The sequence below is a fragment of the Novosphingopyxis sp. YJ-S2-01 genome (assembly GCF_016093175.1).
In the GTDB taxonomy this organism is placed as follows: domain Bacteria; phylum Pseudomonadota; class Alphaproteobacteria; order Sphingomonadales; family Sphingomonadaceae; genus Novosphingopyxis; species Novosphingopyxis iocasae.
Genome location: NZ_JAEDAI010000001.1, coordinates 480010 through 496197 on the forward strand (window position 1 = coordinate 480010; position 16188 = coordinate 496197).

At 64.7% G+C, this 16188-nt stretch carries 17 protein-coding genes; 5 read left to right on the plus strand and 12 right to left on the minus strand.

Annotated features, from left to right (window positions below; genetic code table 11):
- Positions 1-4: 4 nt before the first annotated feature.
- The 7 genes from I6A82_RS02275 to I6A82_RS02305 all read right to left on the minus strand — a co-directional run bounded on the left by I6A82_RS02275 (position 5) and on the right by I6A82_RS02305 (position 5734).
- Entirely contained in the window at positions 5-364 is a 360-nt protein-coding gene (locus I6A82_RS02275) for a HesB/IscA family protein (RefSeq protein ID WP_198093559.1), read from the minus strand.
- A gap of 134 nt (positions 365-498) precedes the next feature.
- The gene (locus tag I6A82_RS02280) at positions 499-1029 is read right to left on the minus strand and encodes an SUF system Fe-S cluster assembly protein (protein ID WP_198093560.1); all 531 of its coding nucleotides are present in this window, start codon (positions 1027-1029) and stop codon (positions 499-501) included.
- A gap of 4 nt (positions 1030-1033) precedes the next feature.
- Positions 1034-2221 (minus strand): cysteine desulfurase, encoded by a 1188-nt coding sequence (locus I6A82_RS02285; RefSeq protein ID WP_198093561.1) that lies wholly within the window; start codon positions 2219-2221, stop codon positions 1034-1036.
- On the minus strand, positions 2218-2964 hold the full coding sequence (locus I6A82_RS02290; RefSeq protein ID WP_198093562.1) for a SufD family Fe-S cluster assembly protein: 747 nt from the start codon (positions 2962-2964) through the stop codon (positions 2218-2220). Before I6A82_RS02290 ends, I6A82_RS02285 begins: the two co-directional genes overlap by 4 nt.
- Positions 2961-3764, minus strand: coding sequence for a Fe-S cluster assembly ATPase SufC (gene sufC / locus I6A82_RS02295; RefSeq protein ID WP_442945119.1), 804 nt, complete (start codon positions 3762-3764; stop codon positions 2961-2963). Before sufC ends, I6A82_RS02290 begins: the two co-directional genes overlap by 4 nt.
- Before the next feature lie 3 nt (positions 3765-3767).
- Positions 3768-5276, minus strand: coding sequence for a Fe-S cluster assembly protein SufB (gene sufB, locus I6A82_RS02300; RefSeq protein WP_198093564.1), 1509 nt, complete (start codon positions 5274-5276; stop codon positions 3768-3770).
- Positions 5273-5734: an RrF2 family transcriptional regulator gene (locus I6A82_RS02305; protein WP_198093565.1), complete on the minus strand. Its 462-nt coding sequence runs from the start codon at positions 5732-5734 to the stop codon at positions 5273-5275. Before I6A82_RS02305 ends, sufB begins: the two co-directional genes overlap by 4 nt.
- Positions 5735-5886: 152 nt before the next feature.
- Between I6A82_RS02305 and I6A82_RS02310 the strand changes: the two genes are divergently transcribed.
- From I6A82_RS02310 to I6A82_RS02320, 3 genes are all read left to right on the plus strand, one after another.
- A complete protein-coding gene (locus I6A82_RS02310) occupies positions 5887-6924 on the plus strand; it encodes a quinone-dependent dihydroorotate dehydrogenase (protein WP_198093566.1) in 1038 nt (345 codons plus the stop codon).
- A 77-nt stretch (positions 6925-7001) separates the two neighbouring features.
- Positions 7002-8909: a gamma-glutamyltransferase gene (ggt, locus tag I6A82_RS02315; protein WP_198093567.1), complete on the plus strand. Its 1908-nt coding sequence runs from the start codon at positions 7002-7004 to the stop codon at positions 8907-8909.
- Positions 8910-9097: 188 nt separating this feature from the next.
- Complete coding sequence (locus I6A82_RS02320; RefSeq protein WP_232343499.1) at positions 9098-10855, plus strand: AMP-dependent synthetase/ligase; 1758 nt, start codon at positions 9098-9100, stop codon at positions 10853-10855.
- 15 nt (positions 10856-10870) lie between these two features.
- Here the strand turns inward: I6A82_RS02320 and I6A82_RS02325 are convergent, their stop codons facing one another.
- From I6A82_RS02325 to I6A82_RS02345, 5 genes are all read right to left on the minus strand, one after another.
- Positions 10871-11308, minus strand: coding sequence for a DUF6491 family protein (locus tag I6A82_RS02325; protein ID WP_187334861.1), 438 nt, complete (start codon positions 11306-11308; stop codon positions 10871-10873).
- A gap of 85 nt (positions 11309-11393) precedes the next feature.
- The gene (gloB, locus tag I6A82_RS02330) at positions 11394-12116 is read right to left on the minus strand and encodes a hydroxyacylglutathione hydrolase (RefSeq protein WP_198093569.1); all 723 of its coding nucleotides are present in this window, start codon (positions 12114-12116) and stop codon (positions 11394-11396) included.
- Complete coding sequence (locus tag I6A82_RS02335; RefSeq protein ID WP_187334863.1) at positions 12113-12547, minus strand: VOC family protein; 435 nt, start codon at positions 12545-12547, stop codon at positions 12113-12115. Before I6A82_RS02335 ends, gloB begins: the two co-directional genes overlap by 4 nt.
- 13 nt (positions 12548-12560) lie before the next feature.
- Positions 12561-13397 (minus strand): tetratricopeptide repeat protein, encoded by an 837-nt coding sequence (locus tag I6A82_RS02340; RefSeq protein WP_198093570.1) that lies wholly within the window; start codon positions 13395-13397, stop codon positions 12561-12563.
- Entirely contained in the window at positions 13394-14158 is a 765-nt protein-coding gene (locus tag I6A82_RS02345) for an alpha/beta hydrolase (RefSeq protein ID WP_198093571.1), read from the minus strand. Before I6A82_RS02345 ends, I6A82_RS02340 begins: the two co-directional genes overlap by 4 nt.
- Positions 14159-14369: 211 nt before the next feature.
- On the opposite strand from I6A82_RS02345, the gene I6A82_RS02350 reads away from it, so the two are divergent.
- Both I6A82_RS02350 and I6A82_RS02355 read left to right on the plus strand, forming a co-directional pair.
- On the plus strand, positions 14370-15233 hold the full coding sequence (locus tag I6A82_RS02350; protein ID WP_198093572.1) for a sterol desaturase family protein: 864 nt from the start codon (positions 14370-14372) through the stop codon (positions 15231-15233).
- Between the two features lie 158 nt (positions 15234-15391).
- Positions 15392-16069 carry a nitroreductase gene (locus I6A82_RS02355; protein WP_198093573.1) on the plus strand — a complete coding sequence of 226 codons (678 nt, stop codon included), beginning with the start codon at positions 15392-15394 and terminating at the stop codon, positions 16067-16069.
- Positions 16070-16188: the final 119 nt, after the last annotated feature.

Consider the following 16188-nt stretch of genomic DNA (forward strand, 5'->3'; position numbering starts at 1 on the left):
CGGCTCAGACCATAAAGCTTTCGCCGCAGCCGCACGCGCCCTTGGCGTTGGGGTTCTGGAAGGTGAAGCCCGCCTGAAAATCGTCCTCGGTCCAGTCCATCGTCGATCCGACGAGGTACAGCACCGATGCGCCATCGACGTAGAAGGTGCCACCAGGCGTTTCGATCTTCTCGTCGAACTTCGATTCTTCGTTCACATAATCGACCGAATAAGCGAGGCCCGAACAGCCGCGGCGCGGGGTGGACAGCTTCACGCCGATAGCATCGTCCGGCGCCTGCTTCATAAGCTCGGCGATCCGCGTCTCGGCGGCCTGCGTCAACGTGAGCGCTGCGGGGCGCTGGCGGGTTTTCGTTTCGGTGGTCATAGCTTTTCACCTCTGATCCGTTAGGGCGGAGCCTGTCGAGGCCCGGCGCCCGTACGAGAAACGTCCTTCGACAAGCTCAGGACTTACGGTCTCAATTTCTATTCCCAGTCCAAAGTACCATTTTGGACTGATACCTATAGCATCCCCAGTTCCAGCTTGGCGTCGTCGGTCATCTTCTGGGGGTCCCATGGCGGATCCCAGACCAGATTCACTTCGGCATGACCGACGCCGGGAACAGAGCCGACCTGCAACTCGATTTCGCCGGGCATCGATTCCGCGACGGGGCAATGCGGCGTGGTGAGCGTCATCGTCACGACCGCATGGCCGTCATCCGTCACCTCGACGCCGTAGATCAGGCCGAGATCGTAGATATTCACCGGAATTTCCGGATCGTAGATGCTCTTCAGCGTCTCGATGATCGCCTCGTAGAGATCGCCGCCAGGTTCACCTTTTGGCTGCTCGGCGGGTTTCTGCGCCAGGAAGCCTTCGAGGTAATCGCGCTTGCGGCCGAGTTTGGCGGCATCGCTTTCACCGTCGAAGGGAGAAGGGGCGGCAACCTTGCCATCGTCTTCCACGTTCGAAACATGCGCATTGTCCACGCGGGCCTTGGGCGGCTCTGCGGCGCGCTCCACCTCTTCGGTGCGAAATTTGCTCTGTTCGTTCATATGCTCACCCGAAAATCTTTCTCACGCGCTCGACGCCGCGCACCAGCGCCTCCACGTCGCTTTCATCCGAATACACCCCGAAGCTGGCGCGCGCTGTCGCGGGGACGTTCAGCGCCTCCATCAGCGGCTGGCAGCAATGATGGCCGGCACGGATCGCCACGCCTTCTTCGTCCAATATGGTGGCAACGTCGTGCGGATGCACCCCCTCCACAGCGAAGCTGACGATGCCGACGCCATCGTCGGGGCCGAACAGGGAAACGCTGTTCACCTGGCCCAGCGCCTCGCGCGCCTTGGCCGCCAAGCTACGTTCGTGCCGCTCGATTGCATCGACGCCGATGGCGTTCACATAATCGATCGCCGCGTGCAGCCCGGCTGCGCCTACGATATGCGGCGTGCCCGCTTCGAACCGGCCCGGCGCGGGGGCGTAGGTGGTGCCTTCAAAGCTGACCTTGTCGATCATCGATCCGCCGCCCTGCCAGGGGGGCATGGCATTCAGGATGTCACCCTTGGCCCATAGCACGCCGATGCCGGTGGGGCCGTAAAGCTTGTGGCCGGAGAAGACGTAGAAGTCGCAGTCCATCGCCTGCACATCGATGGCAAGGCGAGGCGCGGACTGGCAGCCGTCGAGCAGCAGCTTCGCGCCCACCTTGTGCGCCAGATCGGCGGCACGGCGCGCGTCGAGCACGCTGCCGAGCGAATTGGAAAGATGGCAGAGCGCAACCAGCTTGTGCCGCTCGGTCAGGTTGGCTTCCACCCAATCGAGATCGATATGGCCGTCTTCGGTGAGCGGCGCGACATCGATCGTCGTGCCCACGCGTTCGGCCAGCATCTGCCAAGGCACGATGTTCGAATGATGCTCGAGCACGGACAGCATGATGCGGTCGCCATCACCAAGGTTTGCCTGCCCCCAGCTGTCGGCCACGAGATTCACCGCCTCGGTCGCCCCGCGTACGAACACGCATTCGTCGGGGGTAGCCGCGCCGATGAAATCGGCCGCCGCCCTGCGCGCCGCTTCATAGCGCAGCGTCATGTCCGACGAGCGCCGGTACACGCCGCGGTGCACGGTGGCGTAATCCTCGCCATAATTGCGCGCGATCGCATCGATCACCGCTTTCGGCTTCTGCGCGGTCGCCGCGGTGTCGAGATAGTGCCAGTCCTGCGGAAGGCCGGGAAAGTCGGCGCGGACGTTCAACGCAAATTCTCCAGCGCGGCCTGCGCCTTGGCCTCCAGCGCCTCGCGCGCTTCATCATCATCGATCGAAACGAACGCATCGGAAATGAATGCCTGCAGCATCAGCCGGCGTGCGGTTTCGGGCGGCAGTCCGCGCGTGCCCATGTAGAACAGCGCCTGTTTGTCGAGCTCGCCGACCGTCGCGCCATGCGCGCACTTCACGTCGTCGGCGAAAATCTCCAGCTGCGGCACCGCATTGGCGGTTGCCCCGCGATCGAGCAGCATGGACTTCACCGACTGTTCGGCATCGGTCCGCTGCGCGTCGCGCGCCACGCCGATCTTGCCAAGGAAGCTGCCGGTCGCCTTGTCCGCCAGCACGCTGCGCACCGTCTGGTTGGACGTACCTTCGGGTTCGACATGTTCGACGTCGGTGACGATTTCGAGCACCTGGGTGCCCTTCGCCAGGATCGCGCCGCCCAGCTCGAAATGCGCGCCCTTGCCCAGCTTCGCGGCAATCTCGACCCGGCCATAATCGCGGCCCGCGAGCACGCAGTGCAGATCGAAACGCGCGCCGTCCGCGACGGTCACGTCATAGCGCAGAATGCCCGATACGGGCAGCTCATCGATGCGCAGCCGTTCATGCCCGTTCTCGGGCACATGCAGCGTTTCGGCAGGCTCCAGATCGGCCCAGACGCGGGACACAGCATCGAGATCGGAATAGCGCCAGGCTTCGTCGCGCTTGGTGGGGAGGGTTTGTGCGTTCACGCCGCCACCACTTCATAGCCTTCGTCTTCGAGCCGCAGAGCCAGTTCCGGTCCGCCGGTCTTCACGATCTGGCCCTTGGCGAGCACGTGCACGAAGTCCGGCTTCACGATTTCCAGAAGGCGCTGATAGTGCGTGATCAAAAGCACGCCCTTATCGGGCTTGCGCATGATGCTGTTGATGCCCTCGCCCACGGTGCGCAGCGCATCGATATCTAGGCCGCTGTCGGTCTCGTCCAAAATGGCGAGCTTAGGGTCGATCAGGCCCATCTGCACCATCTCGTTGCGCTTCTTCTCGCCGCCCGAAAAGCCGACGTTCACCGCGCGCTTCATCATATCCATGTCCATCTTCAGCAGCGCCGCCTTTTCGCGCGCCGCCTTCAGGAACTCGCCGCCCGACAGCGGATCCTGCCCACGCACCGCACGCTGCGCATTCACCGCCTCGCGCAGGAACTGCACGTTGGACACGCCGGGAATCTCGACCGGATATTGAAAGCCAAGAAACAGCCCCGCCGCGGCCCGCTCATGCGGGTCCATGTCGAGCAGGTCTTGCCCGTCGAACGTGACACTGCCCTGGGTGGCCTCATAGCCGGGACGCCCGCCCAGCACATAGCCCAGCGTCGATTTGCCCGCGCCGTTGGGGCCCATGATCGCATGAACCTCGCCCGGATTGATTTCGAGGCTGAGCCCGCGAAGGATTTCGGTGTCGCCTACGGAGGCGTGAAGATTGTCGATTTTAAGCATGGGATACTTTCGGAAGAGCGTTGTTTTGTTCTGAAGCGCTGTCGGGAGAAACCAAGCGATGGGTCACCCCACGCTCCCTTCCAGACTGATCGCCAGCAGCTTCTGGGCTTCGACCGCGAATTCCATCGGCAGCTGCTTCATCACGTCCTTGGCAAAACCGTTGACGATCAGCGCTACCGCCTGTTCCTCGTCGAGGCCGCGCTGCATGGCGTAGAACATCTGATCGTCGCTGATCTTGCTCGTCGTCGCCTCGTGCTCGATCGTCGCGGTGGGGTTCTTCACCTCGATATAGGGCACAGTGTGCGCGCCGCATTTATCGCCCAGCAGCAGCGAATCGCACTGCGTGAAGTTGCGGACATTCTCCGCATTCGGCCCGACGCGCACCAGGCCGCGATAGCTGTTGTCGCTATGGCCCGCGCTGATGCCCTTGGAGATGATCGTAGAGCGGCTACCCTTGCCGTTGTGGATCATCTTGGTGCCGGTATCGGCTTGCTGGTAATTGTTGGTGAGCGCGACGGAATAGAACTCACCCACGCTGTTTTCGCCGTTCAGCACGCAGCTCGGATATTTCCAGGTAATCGCGCTGCCGGTCTCCACCTGGGTCCAGCTGATCTTGCTGTTCTTCCCCTGACACAGGCCGCGCTTCGTCACGAAATTGTAGATGCCGCCCTTGCCCTCGGCATCGCCGGGATACCAGTTCTGCACGGTGCTGTACTTGATCTCGGCATCGTCGAGCGCGACCAGCTCGACCACGGCGGCGTGGAGCTGGTTTTCATCGCGCATCGGCGCGGTGCAGCCTTCGAGATAGCTGACATAAGCGCCCTCGTCCGCGACGATCAGCGTGCGTTCGAACTGGCCGGTATTTTCCGCATTGATCCGGAAATAGGTGGAAAGCTCCATGGGGCAGCGAACGCCCTTGGGAATGTAAACGAAGGTGCCGTCCGAAAAGACCGCGCTGTTGAGCGTGGCGAAATAATTGTCCTTCTGCGGCACCACCTTGCCGAGCCACTTCTTCACCAGCTCGGGATGCTCGCGGATGGCCTCGCTGATCGACAGAAAGATCACGCCAGCCTTGCTCAGTTCCTCGCGGAAGGTGGTGGCGACCGAAACGCTGTCGAACACCGCGTCGACGGCCACCTTGCGCGCGCCCTCGACATTGGCGAGCACCTTCTGCTCCTCGATCGGGATGCCGAGCTTCTTGTAGGTCTCGAGGATTTCCGGATCGAGCTCATCGAGCGAACCGATGGTTGGCTTCTTCTTGGGCTCCGCGTAATAGTACGCGTCCTGATAATCGATCATCGGAATGTTGAGCTTGGCCCAATCCGGCTCCGTCATCTCCTGCCACATGCGGAAGGCCTTGAGGCGCCAGTCGAGCATCCACTGCGGTTCTTCCTTCTTGGCGCTGATGAAGCGAACCGTATCTTCGCTCAAACCCTTGGGCGCGAAGTCCTGCTCGATGTTCGAGGACCAGCCATGTTCATAGGTCGAAGCGCGGTCGACCGCCTCATGCGCCTCGCGATTCATCTCGTCGCGCTCGCTCTGACGGGTCTTCAGGGTCTGTTCTTCGGTCATGCGGATACCTTTTGGGCCGGCTCGGGCGCCGACAGACTGGAGAGGCTGATATTCTTGAGCGCGCCGCGCACCGCACCGTTCACCGCGGCGCTGTGCGGGCGGATATGACAATCCGCCTGGATCGCGCAATCCTGCGCGTTTTCTGAAAGGCAGGCGGTGAGCGCGATGGGCCCTTCGACCGCCTCGACAATATCGGCAAGGCTGATCGCGGACGCGGGCCGGGCAAGGCGAATGCCCCCGCCGGTACCGCGCGTGGAACTGAGCAGGCCGCCCTTGGAAAGCAGACTGACGAGCTTCTGCGCGGTCGGCAGCGGCAGTTGCGTTTCCTCGGCCAGCTGCGTGGCGGAAATGCGCGTGGGACCCTTGCAATCGCTACCCACCAGCGATGCCGAGCCGCAATGCCGTGCGGCTGCGGACATCAAGACAATCGCATAATCTGCCATGCTGCTGAGGCGCATGAAAAGCGGGCCACCTTAATCGGAGTGATTCGTTCCGATTGGCATGTGGGCCACGCCGCGCCCGAAATCAACCGCCGCCCGCTTATACAAAGGAATAACCGTTCAACAGCGGACCTTGCATGATGCATCCGCCCTCACCATAGCGCCAGCGCATGTGGTTCAAGAGTTTCGCCCGCCCCGTCCTGTTCCAGATAGAGCCGGAGCGCGCGCACCGGCTGACGATCGAGATGCTGAAGCGCAAACCGCGAACCGCTGGACCGGTGGAGGACCCGGTCCTCGCATGCGAGGTGGCGGGACTTATCTTTCCCAATCCGGTCGGGCTGGCCGCAGGCGTCGACAAGGACGCCGAAGCCCCTTTGTCCTTCCTCGATCTCGGTTTCGGGTTCGCGGAAGTCGGCACGATCACGCCGTTGCCGCAGGAAGGCAATCCGCGCCCGCGCATCTTCCGGTTGGAAGAGGACCGCGCGATTGTGAACCGCCTCGGCTTCAACAATGGCGGCCAGGCTGCTGCGGCCAAGCGGCTGAAGCTCTATGCGCGCCGACCGGGCCCGATCGGCGTCAACATCGGGGCGAACAAGGATAGTCCGGACCGGATTGCCGATTATGCGCGCGGGGCCGCGGCGATGTGCCCCTATGCGGACTATCTCACGGTCAATGTTTCCTCGCCCAACACGCCGGGCCTGCGCGCGCTGCAAGACAAGGCGATGCTGTCCGCGCTGCTTGCGGCGGTCATCGAGAACAATCATCACGCCTGCCCCGTCTTCCTGAAGGTCGCGCCCGATCTGGAGCCTGCCGATATCGAGGATATCGCAGAAGTGGCGATCGATCAGGGCGTGGCGGCGCTCATCATCTCCAACACCACCATCACCCGGCCCCTTCTGCATTCACGTAAGGCGAGCGAGAGCGGCGGCCTTTCCGGCGCGCCGCTGGCCGAGCTATCGGCGGCGCGGCTTACCGATTTTCGCCGGATATGCGGAAACCGCCTTCCCCTGATCGCGGTCGGCGGGATCGCGTCGGGCGCGGATGCCTATGCCCGCATCCGCGCAGGCGCATCGCTGGTGCAGCTCTATACCGCGCTGATCTATGAGGGGCCGGGCCTGGGCAGACGGATCGCAAATGATCTTGCCGCGCTGCTGAAGCGTGACGGTTTCGAAAATGTGCGCGACGCGGTAGGTATCGACGTGGGTTGATCGATCATGCGGTGAAACCCCCGTCGTTCGCGGGGCGTTAAGCATCGAGGCCGCACGACGCGCCCGAAAGGACCGCCATGACCCGACCGATTCTCCGCCCGCTTCTCTCCCTCGCGGCAGCACTTGCTCTCACCGCACCTGCCGCTGCCGAAGCACCGCAGGACAGCTTCGGAAATCCCGCCGATCTGCCGGGCAGCTATGTCCCCTCGGTTCCCGAGCGTGAGCAGGCACCGCAGCCGCTGAATGCTGAGGAAACGCAGGCGCGCGAGGCCGAGCGTGCGGAAAGCGGAGAAACCGCGCCGTCATCGCAAGAAGATGCGTCCGCGAGCGGTAGTTTGTTCGCCGGCGGCAAGCTGATCCAGCCTTCCGGTCTTTCCGTCGGCCTGGCCTCCAGTGCCGATCCGCGCGCGACCGAGGTGGGCATGCAGATTCTGCGCGAGGGCGGCTCTGCCAGCGACGCGGCGATGGCTATGATGCTGGCGCTGACCGTCGTGGAACCGCAATCGAGCGGTATCGGCGGCGGCGGTTTTCTGGTCCATGCGTCCGGCACGGACGGTGCAATCACCACCATCGACGGCCGCGAGACCGCGCCGGTGGCCGCGCAGTCGGACCGGTTCCTGGGGCCGGACGGCCAGCCTCTGCCGTTCGTTCAGGCTTTTCAGGGCGGCAAATCGGTCGGTGTTCCGGGCAACATCCGCCTGATGGCGCTGGTCCATGAAAAATGGGGTAAGCTGCCCTGGGCCGATCTGTTCATGCCCGCGATCCAGCTCGCCGAGGGCGGGTTCGACGTCAACGAGACGCTGGAAGGCCGCCTGAAGGATATCGCGCCGCTTTGGGATCGTTTCCCGGAGGCGAAGGAAATCTACTGGAAGAACGGCGCGCCTGCGAAAGTCGGCGATACGATCACCAATCCCAAGCTCGCCGCCACGTTCGAGCGGATGGCTGAGCTTGGCCCCGACGCTTTCTATTCGGGCCAGACCGCGCAGGAGATCATCAACGCCGTTCGCACCACGGCGGTGAATCCCAGCGACATGACGCAGGATGATCTGAACGCCTACCAAGCGATCGAGCGTGATGCCGTCTGCATGCCCTATCGCACCTACCGCATCTGCGGCATGGGGCCGCCCTCTTCGGGTGCGACCACGGTGCTGCAGATCCTGGGCATGCTGGAAAATTTCGATCTGCCCCAGCTTGGCTCGGGCAGCCCGGAAAGCTGGCACCTGATCGGTGAAGCCATGCAGCTCGCTTATGCAGACCGCGCAGCCTATCTGGGCGATCCCGGCTTCGTCTATGTCCCTGTCGATGGCCTGTTGAACAAGGACTATCTGAAAAACCGCGCCGCGCTCATCAAGCCGGACAGCGCGCTCGGCACCTATGAAGCCGGTACACCGCCCGAGGCGGAGCCGCGGACCGAAGCTCCTTCGAGCGAAGTGCCCGGCACCACCAATTTCGTGGCGGTCGACAAGGACGGCAATGTCGTCACCATGACATCCACGATCGAGGGGCCGTTCGGCAGCCAGCTGATGGCCGCAGGCTTCTTCCTGAATAATGAGCTGACCGATTTCACCTTTGCCCCCATGAAGGACGGTAAGCCCGTGGCCAATGCGGTGAAGGGCGGCAAGCGCCCGGTATCCTCCATGTCACCGACGATCGTGTTCGACAGCCAGGGCCGGCCCGTGCTGGCGCTCGGATCGGCGGGCGGCAAGCGCATCATCATGCATGTGGCCAAAACGCTGATCGGCTATCTCGATTGGGGCTATTCGCTTGAGGAGGCGATCGCGCTGCCCAATATCTTCTTCGGCGGTGACGGACTGATCGTGGAGCAGGGCACGCCGCTCGCAACCCTGGCCCCGGAGATCGAGGCATTCGGCCAGCCGGTTGTGGTTGGCGACCTGCCGTCCAAGGTCAACGCTGCCCGCTGGACCGAAGAAGGCTGGAAAGGTGCCGCGGACCCGCGCAGCGAAGGCACCGCCCAGGCCGAGTGACCTTTGGCAAGGGCCGGTCTCGCCGCCCACTGCGGCAAGACCGGCCTCTGGTGCCTCGAGCTTTGACCGTTGCCCGCTCGCTTCGTGCGCGCTAGCTCTTGATGAGGAGCGGCCGCGGTTTCGATGGCCGCAGTGGAGAGCGACCTTTGGCATTCGACGCGTTCGACGGGTTTCCCAACCTCGTCACCATGTTCTTCGACCGGGCTGAGGAAAAGGGCGACAAGCCGTTTCTGTGGCGCAAGGAAAAGCGTGGCTGGGTATCGCTGAGCTGGCGCGAGGCGGCACGTCAGGTTGCGGGTTTTGCCAAATGCCTGCACGAACTTGGCATGAAACCGGGCGACCGGGTGATGCTGGTGTCCGAAAATCGCCCGGAATGGTGCATCGCCGATCTGGGAATCATGGCGGCCGGCTGCATTACCGTTCCAACCTACACCTCCAACACGGAACGCGATCATCAGCATATTCTGGACGATAGCGGTGCGCGCGCCGTTGTGGTCTCCACCGCGAAGCTGGCACAGGTGCTCCTCCCGGCGCTGACCCGATCCAGCGGGGCGGAACATGTCATTGCGATGGAAGAGTTGCCGCGCCAGCAAGCCGGCCAGCTGAGCATCTGCAAATTCTCCGACATAGCCCTGGGCACCGATCAAGACGTCGTCGATGCGCGCCGGCGGGTCAGCACCATCGGGCGCGACGAACTTGCCTGCATCATCTACACCAGCGGCACCGGTGGTGCCCCGCGCGGCGTGCGACAGCACCATGGCGCGATCCTGCACAATGTCGCCGGTGCCTCGCAGATCATCGCCGAAGATTTCGGTTGGGATGACGAGGTGTTCCTCTCCTTCCTGCCGCTCAGCCACGCTTACGAACATACCGGGGGGCAGTTCTTCCCGATCGGATTAGGCGCGCAGATTTATTATGCGGAGGGCCTGGAAAAGCTCGCCAGCAATATCGAAGAGACAAAACCCACGATCATGGTGGTCGTGCCACGCTTGTTCGAGGTGCTGCGCACGCGGATCATCAAGGGTATCGAAAAGCAGGGAAAGGTGCCCCATTTCTTCCTTCAGCGTGCACAGGAAATCGGCGCGCGGCGCGCACAGGGCAGCCCGCGGCTTGGCGACAAGGCGGTGGACCTGCTGCTTGACCGCCTGTTCCGCCCCAAGATCCAGGCTAAGTTCGGTGGGCGCCTGAAGGCGATGGTATCGGGCGGCGCGCCGCTCAACCCGGAAATCGGCACCTTCTTCGATTCCATCGGTCTCTGTCTGCTACAGGGTTATGGCCAGACCGAATCGGCACCGATCATCAGCTGTAACCGGCCGAGCGCAGGCGTTCGTATGGAAACGGTCGGCCCGCCCCTGATGAACACCGAAGTGAAGATTGCCGAGGATGGCGAGCTGCTGGTGAAGGGCGAGCTCGTGATGCACGGCTATTGGCACAATGAAAGCGAAACGGCGCGCGTCCTGAAGGACGGCTGGCTGCATACCGGCGATATCGGGCATCTCGATGAGGCCGGGCGGATCGTCATTACCGACCGCAAGAAAGATATCATCGTCAACGACAAGGGCGATAATGTCGCGCCGCAGAAGGTGGAGGGCATGCTGACGCTCCAGCCCGAAATCGCGCAGGCGATGATTGTAGGGGACAAGCGGCCCTATATGGTCGGGCTGATCGTGCCGGATGCGGAATGGGCGGTGGAGTTCTGCCGGTCGCACGGCTGCGGGTTCGACTTCGACAAGATCCAGAACCGGCCGGAGTTTCGCAAGGTGATCGGCGAGGCGGTGGACCGCGTAAACGCCGATCTGTCGGTCACCGAGCGGGTGCGCCGCTTCATCTTCGCCGACGAACCGTTCTCCATCGAGAATGAGGAGATGACGCCGTCCATGAAGATCCGCCGCCACAAGATCCGCGAACGATATGCCGAGCGGCTGGACGCGCTCTACCGCGGCTGAGCGTTCCGGCTCGGCTCAGCCTTTATCAGGGCTCACATAGGGCGTGAACTGACCCAGCGCGCAGGAACCGCCGAACATGCCGGTATTGCGGTCGACCAGGCGGATGATGTCACCGTTGCAGGACTGTGACTGGAACTGGTCGGTCACGATGATGTCCCAGTTGCTCTCGATCCCCGGACAGGATCCGCGCAGATTGTTCACATAGACCGGGCCGCCGCCCTGCTGATAGACCAGCACATTCGGGCTGACGCCGGTGCTGCTGGCGCTGCGCGTGCCGACCGGCAGGCAATTGACCGGCTCGCGTGCCACACGGTCACCGATCAGCTTGGCAAGCTTCTCGCTCTGCTGGGCGGTGAGCGGAGCGGCCGCGGTGTCACGCGGCGCATTGGCACAGCCACCGAGCGTCAACGCTCCTGCAGCGGCGAGGGTAAAGGCTAGGGCAGCGCGCGGCATGACGATCTCTCCATTAATGACAAAGACCCCTGTATTTCCCTAACGCAGCGCGCGGCGCAAAGGTTGCGCGCGCGGCAGCCGCCGATCAGGCGGCGTCCTTCGCCGCGCGGCGCTCTGCCAGTTCCTCCACCGAGCCTGCACGCATGAACGGATTGGTGGCCTTTTCCGCGGCGATGTCGGTCGGCACCGTCGCCTCGCCCCGCGCACGTTTGGCACGCACCTCGTCCATCCGCTCCACTAGCGCCTCGTTCTGTGGCTCCACGGTCAGCGCGAAGTCGCCGTTCGCCTCGGTATACTCATGCGCGCAGTAGATGACGGTCTCGTCCGGCATGGCTTCGAACTTGCGCATCGCGGCGTACATCTGCGCCGCATCGCCTTCGAACAATCGTCCGCAACCCATGGCGAACAGCGTATCGCCAACGAAAGCGATGGCTTCGCCGGGCAGGTGATAGGCGATGTGCCCCGCGGTGTGGGCGGGCACGTCGAGCACGTTCGCCTCGACCGAACCGAGCTTCACCACATCGCCCTCGCCCACCAGCCGGTCGAGCGTAGGGATGCGCTCGACTTCGGCCTTCGGGCCCGTCACCGTACAGCCAGTCGCAGCCTTGATCGCTTCGTTGCCGCCGGTGTGATCGGGATGCCAGTGCGTGTTCCAGATCTGCGTGATCGTCCAGCCCCGCTGCTTCGCCGCGTCCAGCACCGGATCGGCCACCGCAGGGTCGACCACCATCGTCTCGCGGCTCGCGGGTTCGTGGACCAGCCAGACATAGTTGTCGTTGAGGACAGGAATGCGGACGATCTCCATCACCAGCTCCCCACATTCTCCATTGAGGCCCAAGGTTCGGCAGGTTCCTTCGCGCCGTCCTTCTGCAGCAGCTCGATCGAGATGCCGTCGGGAGAGCGCACGAATGCCATGCGCCCGTCGCGCGGCGGGCGGTTGATGGTCACGCCGCCGTCCTGCAGCCGCCGGCAGCTCTCATAGATGTCGTCGACCGCATAAGCGAGGTGCCCGAAGTTGCGCCCGCCGCTATACTCTTCGGGCGCGCTGCCGTCCTCGGGCGGCCAGTTCCAGGTGAGTTCGACTTCGGCGCCATCGTCGCCCGGCGCGGCCAGGAAGACGAGCGTGAAGCGCCCGGCCTCCACCTCCTTGCGGCGGACCTCCTTGAGGCCGAGCAGGTCGAAGAAGCGGAGCGTTGCGTCGATGTCGGTGACGCGGATCATGGTGTGGAGATAGTGCATGGGGCCCTCCCTATCACGATCCGGCGGGCGGCGTCACGGGCGCTTGCGCAGGCTCGTCCGCAGCGGCGAGCGTTGCCAGCTGCGCGATCGCGGCCTCAGCTTGCGCGGTTCCCGGTGCCGCCGCGGCGACCCTCTGCCACTTCGCCTTGGCCATCGCCATATCGCCCTTGAGCGCGGCGATGTTGCCGCTTTCCAGCAGGACGGCGGGCTCTTCGGGCGCCAGCGCCCCGGCGGTCTCTATCGCGGACGCCGCCTTCATCAGATCGTCCATGCGCCGCGCCAGCGTGGCGGTGAGCAGCCAGGCGAGCGGGTCCTGCGGCACCAGTTCGGTAGCACGCGCCAGCGCCTTCGCCGCCTCATCCGCGCGCCCGGCGGCGACCAACGCCCGCGCCCGGTCCAGCTGCACCTCGCCCAGCGCCTTCCCAGCAAGCTGTCCCGTCGCGATCGCCCGGTCGAAATGGGAAAGCGCGGCCGCGCCCTGGCCGTCCGCCAGCGCGGCATTGCCCGCCTGCATCCAGAGATTGCCCGTATCCGGACGGTCCAGTTCACTCGACAGCATCGCGGCCTTGGCGAAGGCGGCCTCGGCCCGGTCCCAGCGTTCGCTGCCCGCTTCGGCCAACCCCAGGCATTGCTGCGCGGGCACGCCGCCATTGCCCGCGATCCACTCGTTCGCGCGCACCACCGCCGTCACCGGATCGGTCGCGGCTAGCTCCAGACACTCGCCGAGCCGAGGATCGACGGTGGCGGCCACTTGCGTTTGCGGTGTGGCAGCAGGAACGGGGGCAGCAGGCACAGAAGCAGCGGGCGCGGGGCCAACTTGCAGCGCGAGAGCGAGCAGGAGCGGGGTCATGAAGCGGCGATATCCTCGTACAGACGGTCCACCGTCGCGGCGAGCAGCCGGAGATCGGACTCACGCGACAGGCGGTGGTCGCCATTCTTGACCAGAACGGTCTGCACATCGTCTGAACGCAGGGCCGCAGCGAGCTTCAGCGAGATGGGGTGCGGCACGTCGGCGTCGCACTGCCCGTGCAGAAGGCGCACCGGACAGTCGATCGCGATCGGACCGTCCAGCAGCAGGTTCGCCTCGCCCGATCGCCAGAAGGCGGCGGTGGTCGGCGTCGGCTCGGGCCCGTACTCGTTCGCCTCATACACCGTCTCGCCGCGTTCGAACTGCGCCACTTGTTCGGGCGTGAAGCCCCAGCGGGTGAAGTCGGGCGCGGCGGCGATGCCGACGATGCCCGCCACGCGCGGCCCCAGCGCCAGCGCGGCGAGCAGCATCAGCCAGCCGCCCATGCTCGATCCGACGAGGATCAGGGCCCCTTGCGTCTGCTCGCCGATCACATGCAGCGTGTCGGCCAGGAAGCTCTCCAGCGTCTGATCCTCGAACGCGCCGCTGCTCGCTCCGCAGCCCGCATAGTCGAACAGCAGCGCCGCGCGGCCCGCATCGGCGGCGCGATCGAACAGCATGGTCGCCTTGGACCCGGCCATGTCGGACTTGTAGCCGGGCAGGAAGACCAGCGTCGGCCCCGCTCCCTTCACCTGCCGGAAGGCGAGCCCCTCGCCACCAGGACGCTCGGTGAACTGCACCTGCCCCGAACCGGCCGCGCTCATGCCGCGCGCCCCAGCTTCACACAGTTCACACTGTTGAGGAGGGGGAAAAGCGAGGGCCGCGGAGCAAGGGTTCGGGGCGCATGCGGGCGGGTCGAGCGGGCAATCATCATGATCCGGTCTCTATCACCGACGGGGCGCTGTAGGAAAGGTTCGCGAGGCGATGGGGCGGGCCGAGAAGGAACCGCCGCGCCCGTTCGCGCGTCCCCGCTGCATGGACGCACCGCCCCAGCATAGCACCGGACGCCCCGGCATCGCGGCGATCGCGGGCGGCGTGCTGCTCGGCGCGGCGGCGATCGGCATCCTGTGGGCCGAGCGCGCCCAGCCGCTGCGCCAGCCGACCCGTCCGCGCACGCGCCGCACGATCGTCAATCTGGCGCTGGGCGCGATGAGCATGGCGGCAGTGAACCGGATCGAGGCACCGATGACGCAGCCGCTGGCGCGCGCAGCGGAGCGCAAGCGCCGGGGCCTCGTCCAGCTTCTTCCCGGCCCCGCTTGGCTGCGCGACGCGGCGGCGGTACTGCTGATGGATTACACCGTGTATCTCTGGCACGTCGCGACGCACCGCGTGCCGTTCCTGTGGCGCTTCCACCTCGGCCATCATGACGATCTCGATCTCGACGCGAGCACCGCGATCCGTTTCCACGCCGTCGATATGGCGATCAGCGCGCCCTATCGCGCGGCCCAGGTAGCGCTGATCGGCACCTCGCCCCGCGCGCTGCAGATCTGGCAAAGCTGGTTCTTCTTCTCCGTACTTTTCCACCACAGCAATATGCGCCTGCCGGAGCGGATCGAGCGCACACTCGCGCGCTTCGTCACCACGCCGCGCATGCACGGCATCCACCATTCCGCGGTGAAGGAGGAGACCGACAGCAACTGGTCCAGCGGCTTTGCTTTCTGGGACCATCTGCACGGCACCTTCCGCCTGGATGTGCCGCAGGAGCGGATCGCGATCGGCGTTCCGGGCTACCGCGACCCGGACGAGCTGGGCTTTCGCGATTCGTTGGCGCTGCCCTTCGTGGAGCAGCGGGATGCCTGGGCGGAGGATGCGGGCGCGGATAATGCGCGCGGGCGATAGGCGCCCGACCCGAACCCAAGTGACACGGTGCTTCGACAAGCTCAGCACGAACGGAGGTAGGTAAGCAGTGCGGCAAAGCACCGTTCGCCCTGAGCCTGTCGAAGGGCCGTCCTTCTTCCACTCTTGCGAGCGCGCCCGCCGATCCGCATACCGAGCCCATGACCGATCTTCCCGCCGCCTTCGAAACCATCGCCAAATCCCGCCGTTCGGTGCGTGCGTTCAAGCCCGATCCGATCCCGCAGGAGCTTCTGGAACATATTTTCCGCATCGCCGGCACCGCGCCCAGCAATTGCAACGCGCAGCCCTGGATCACCCATGTCGTCTCCGGCGATCGGCTCCGCCAGATCGAGGAAAAGCTGATCGCCGCCGTGCGCGCGGGCGATGCCGATCCGGACGCGGGGCACCGCGAAGACCCCTATGTCGGCATCTACAAGGAACGGCGCATCGGCGCGGCGGTGGCGCTGTTCGAGGCCACCGGCGTGGGCCGCCACGACAAGAAAGCGCGCGAGGAAAGTTTCCTGCGCAATTACCGCTTCTTCGATGCGCCGCACGCCGCATGGTTCTTCATGCCCCCCGCCTTCGGCCTGCACGGCGCGGCGGATATCGGCATGTATGCGCAGACGCTGATGCTGGCGCTTGCGGCGAACGGCATGGGCAGCTGCGCGCAAGGGGCGCTTGGCCATTATTCCAATGTGGTGAAACGCGAACTGGGCGTGGACGAGGGGCTGGCCTGCACCTTCGGCCTGAGCTTCGGTTATCCGGACGAGGACCATCCCAGCACCAAGGCGATCACCGACCGCGCACCGCTTTCGGACCTCGTCCACTTCCACGAATAGGCGCTGCTCCCGCGTCCACAAACCGCCGTCATTGCGAGGCCGCAGGCCGAAGCAATCCAGGGCGGATGCAGCGCTGCGCCCGCCCTGGATTGCTTCGCTTCGCTCGCAATGACGTCGTG

Coding starts and splice junctions, on each gene's coding strand:
- I6A82_RS02320 (WP_232343499.1), top strand. CDS start 9,098: ATGTTCTTCGACCGGGCTGAGGAAAAGGGCGACAAGCCGTTTCTGTGG.
- I6A82_RS02355 (WP_198093573.1), top strand. CDS start 15,392: ATGACCGATCTTCCCGCCGCCTTCGAAACCATCGCCAAATCCCGCCGT.
- I6A82_RS02305 (WP_198093565.1), bottom strand. CDS start 5,734: ATGCGCCTCAGCAGCATGGCAGATTATGCGATTGTCTTGATGTCCGCA.
- I6A82_RS02325 (WP_187334861.1), bottom strand. CDS start 11,308: ATGCCGCGCGCTGCCCTAGCCTTTACCCTCGCCGCTGCAGGAGCGTTG.
- I6A82_RS02340 (WP_198093570.1), bottom strand. CDS start 13,397: ATGACCCCGCTCCTGCTCGCTCTCGCGCTGCAAGTTGGCCCCGCGCCC.
- ggt (WP_198093567.1), top strand. CDS start 7,002: ATGACCCGACCGATTCTCCGCCCGCTTCTCTCCCTCGCGGCAGCACTT.
- I6A82_RS02275 (WP_198093559.1), bottom strand. CDS start 364: ATGACCACCGAAACGAAAACCCGCCAGCGCCCCGCAGCGCTCACGTTG.
- I6A82_RS02335 (WP_187334863.1), bottom strand. CDS start 12,547: ATGCACTATCTCCACACCATGATCCGCGTCACCGACATCGACGCAACG.
- sufB (WP_198093564.1), bottom strand. CDS start 5,276: ATGACCGAAGAACAGACCCTGAAGACCCGTCAGAGCGAGCGCGACGAG.
- I6A82_RS02310 (WP_198093566.1), top strand. CDS start 5,887: ATGTGGTTCAAGAGTTTCGCCCGCCCCGTCCTGTTCCAGATAGAGCCG.
- I6A82_RS02350 (WP_198093572.1), top strand. CDS start 14,370: ATGGACGCACCGCCCCAGCATAGCACCGGACGCCCCGGCATCGCGGCG.
- I6A82_RS02345 (WP_198093571.1), bottom strand. CDS start 14,158: ATGAGCGCGGCCGGTTCGGGGCAGGTGCAGTTCACCGAGCGTCCTGGT.
- I6A82_RS02280 (WP_198093560.1), bottom strand. CDS start 1,029: ATGAACGAACAGAGCAAATTTCGCACCGAAGAGGTGGAGCGCGCCGCA.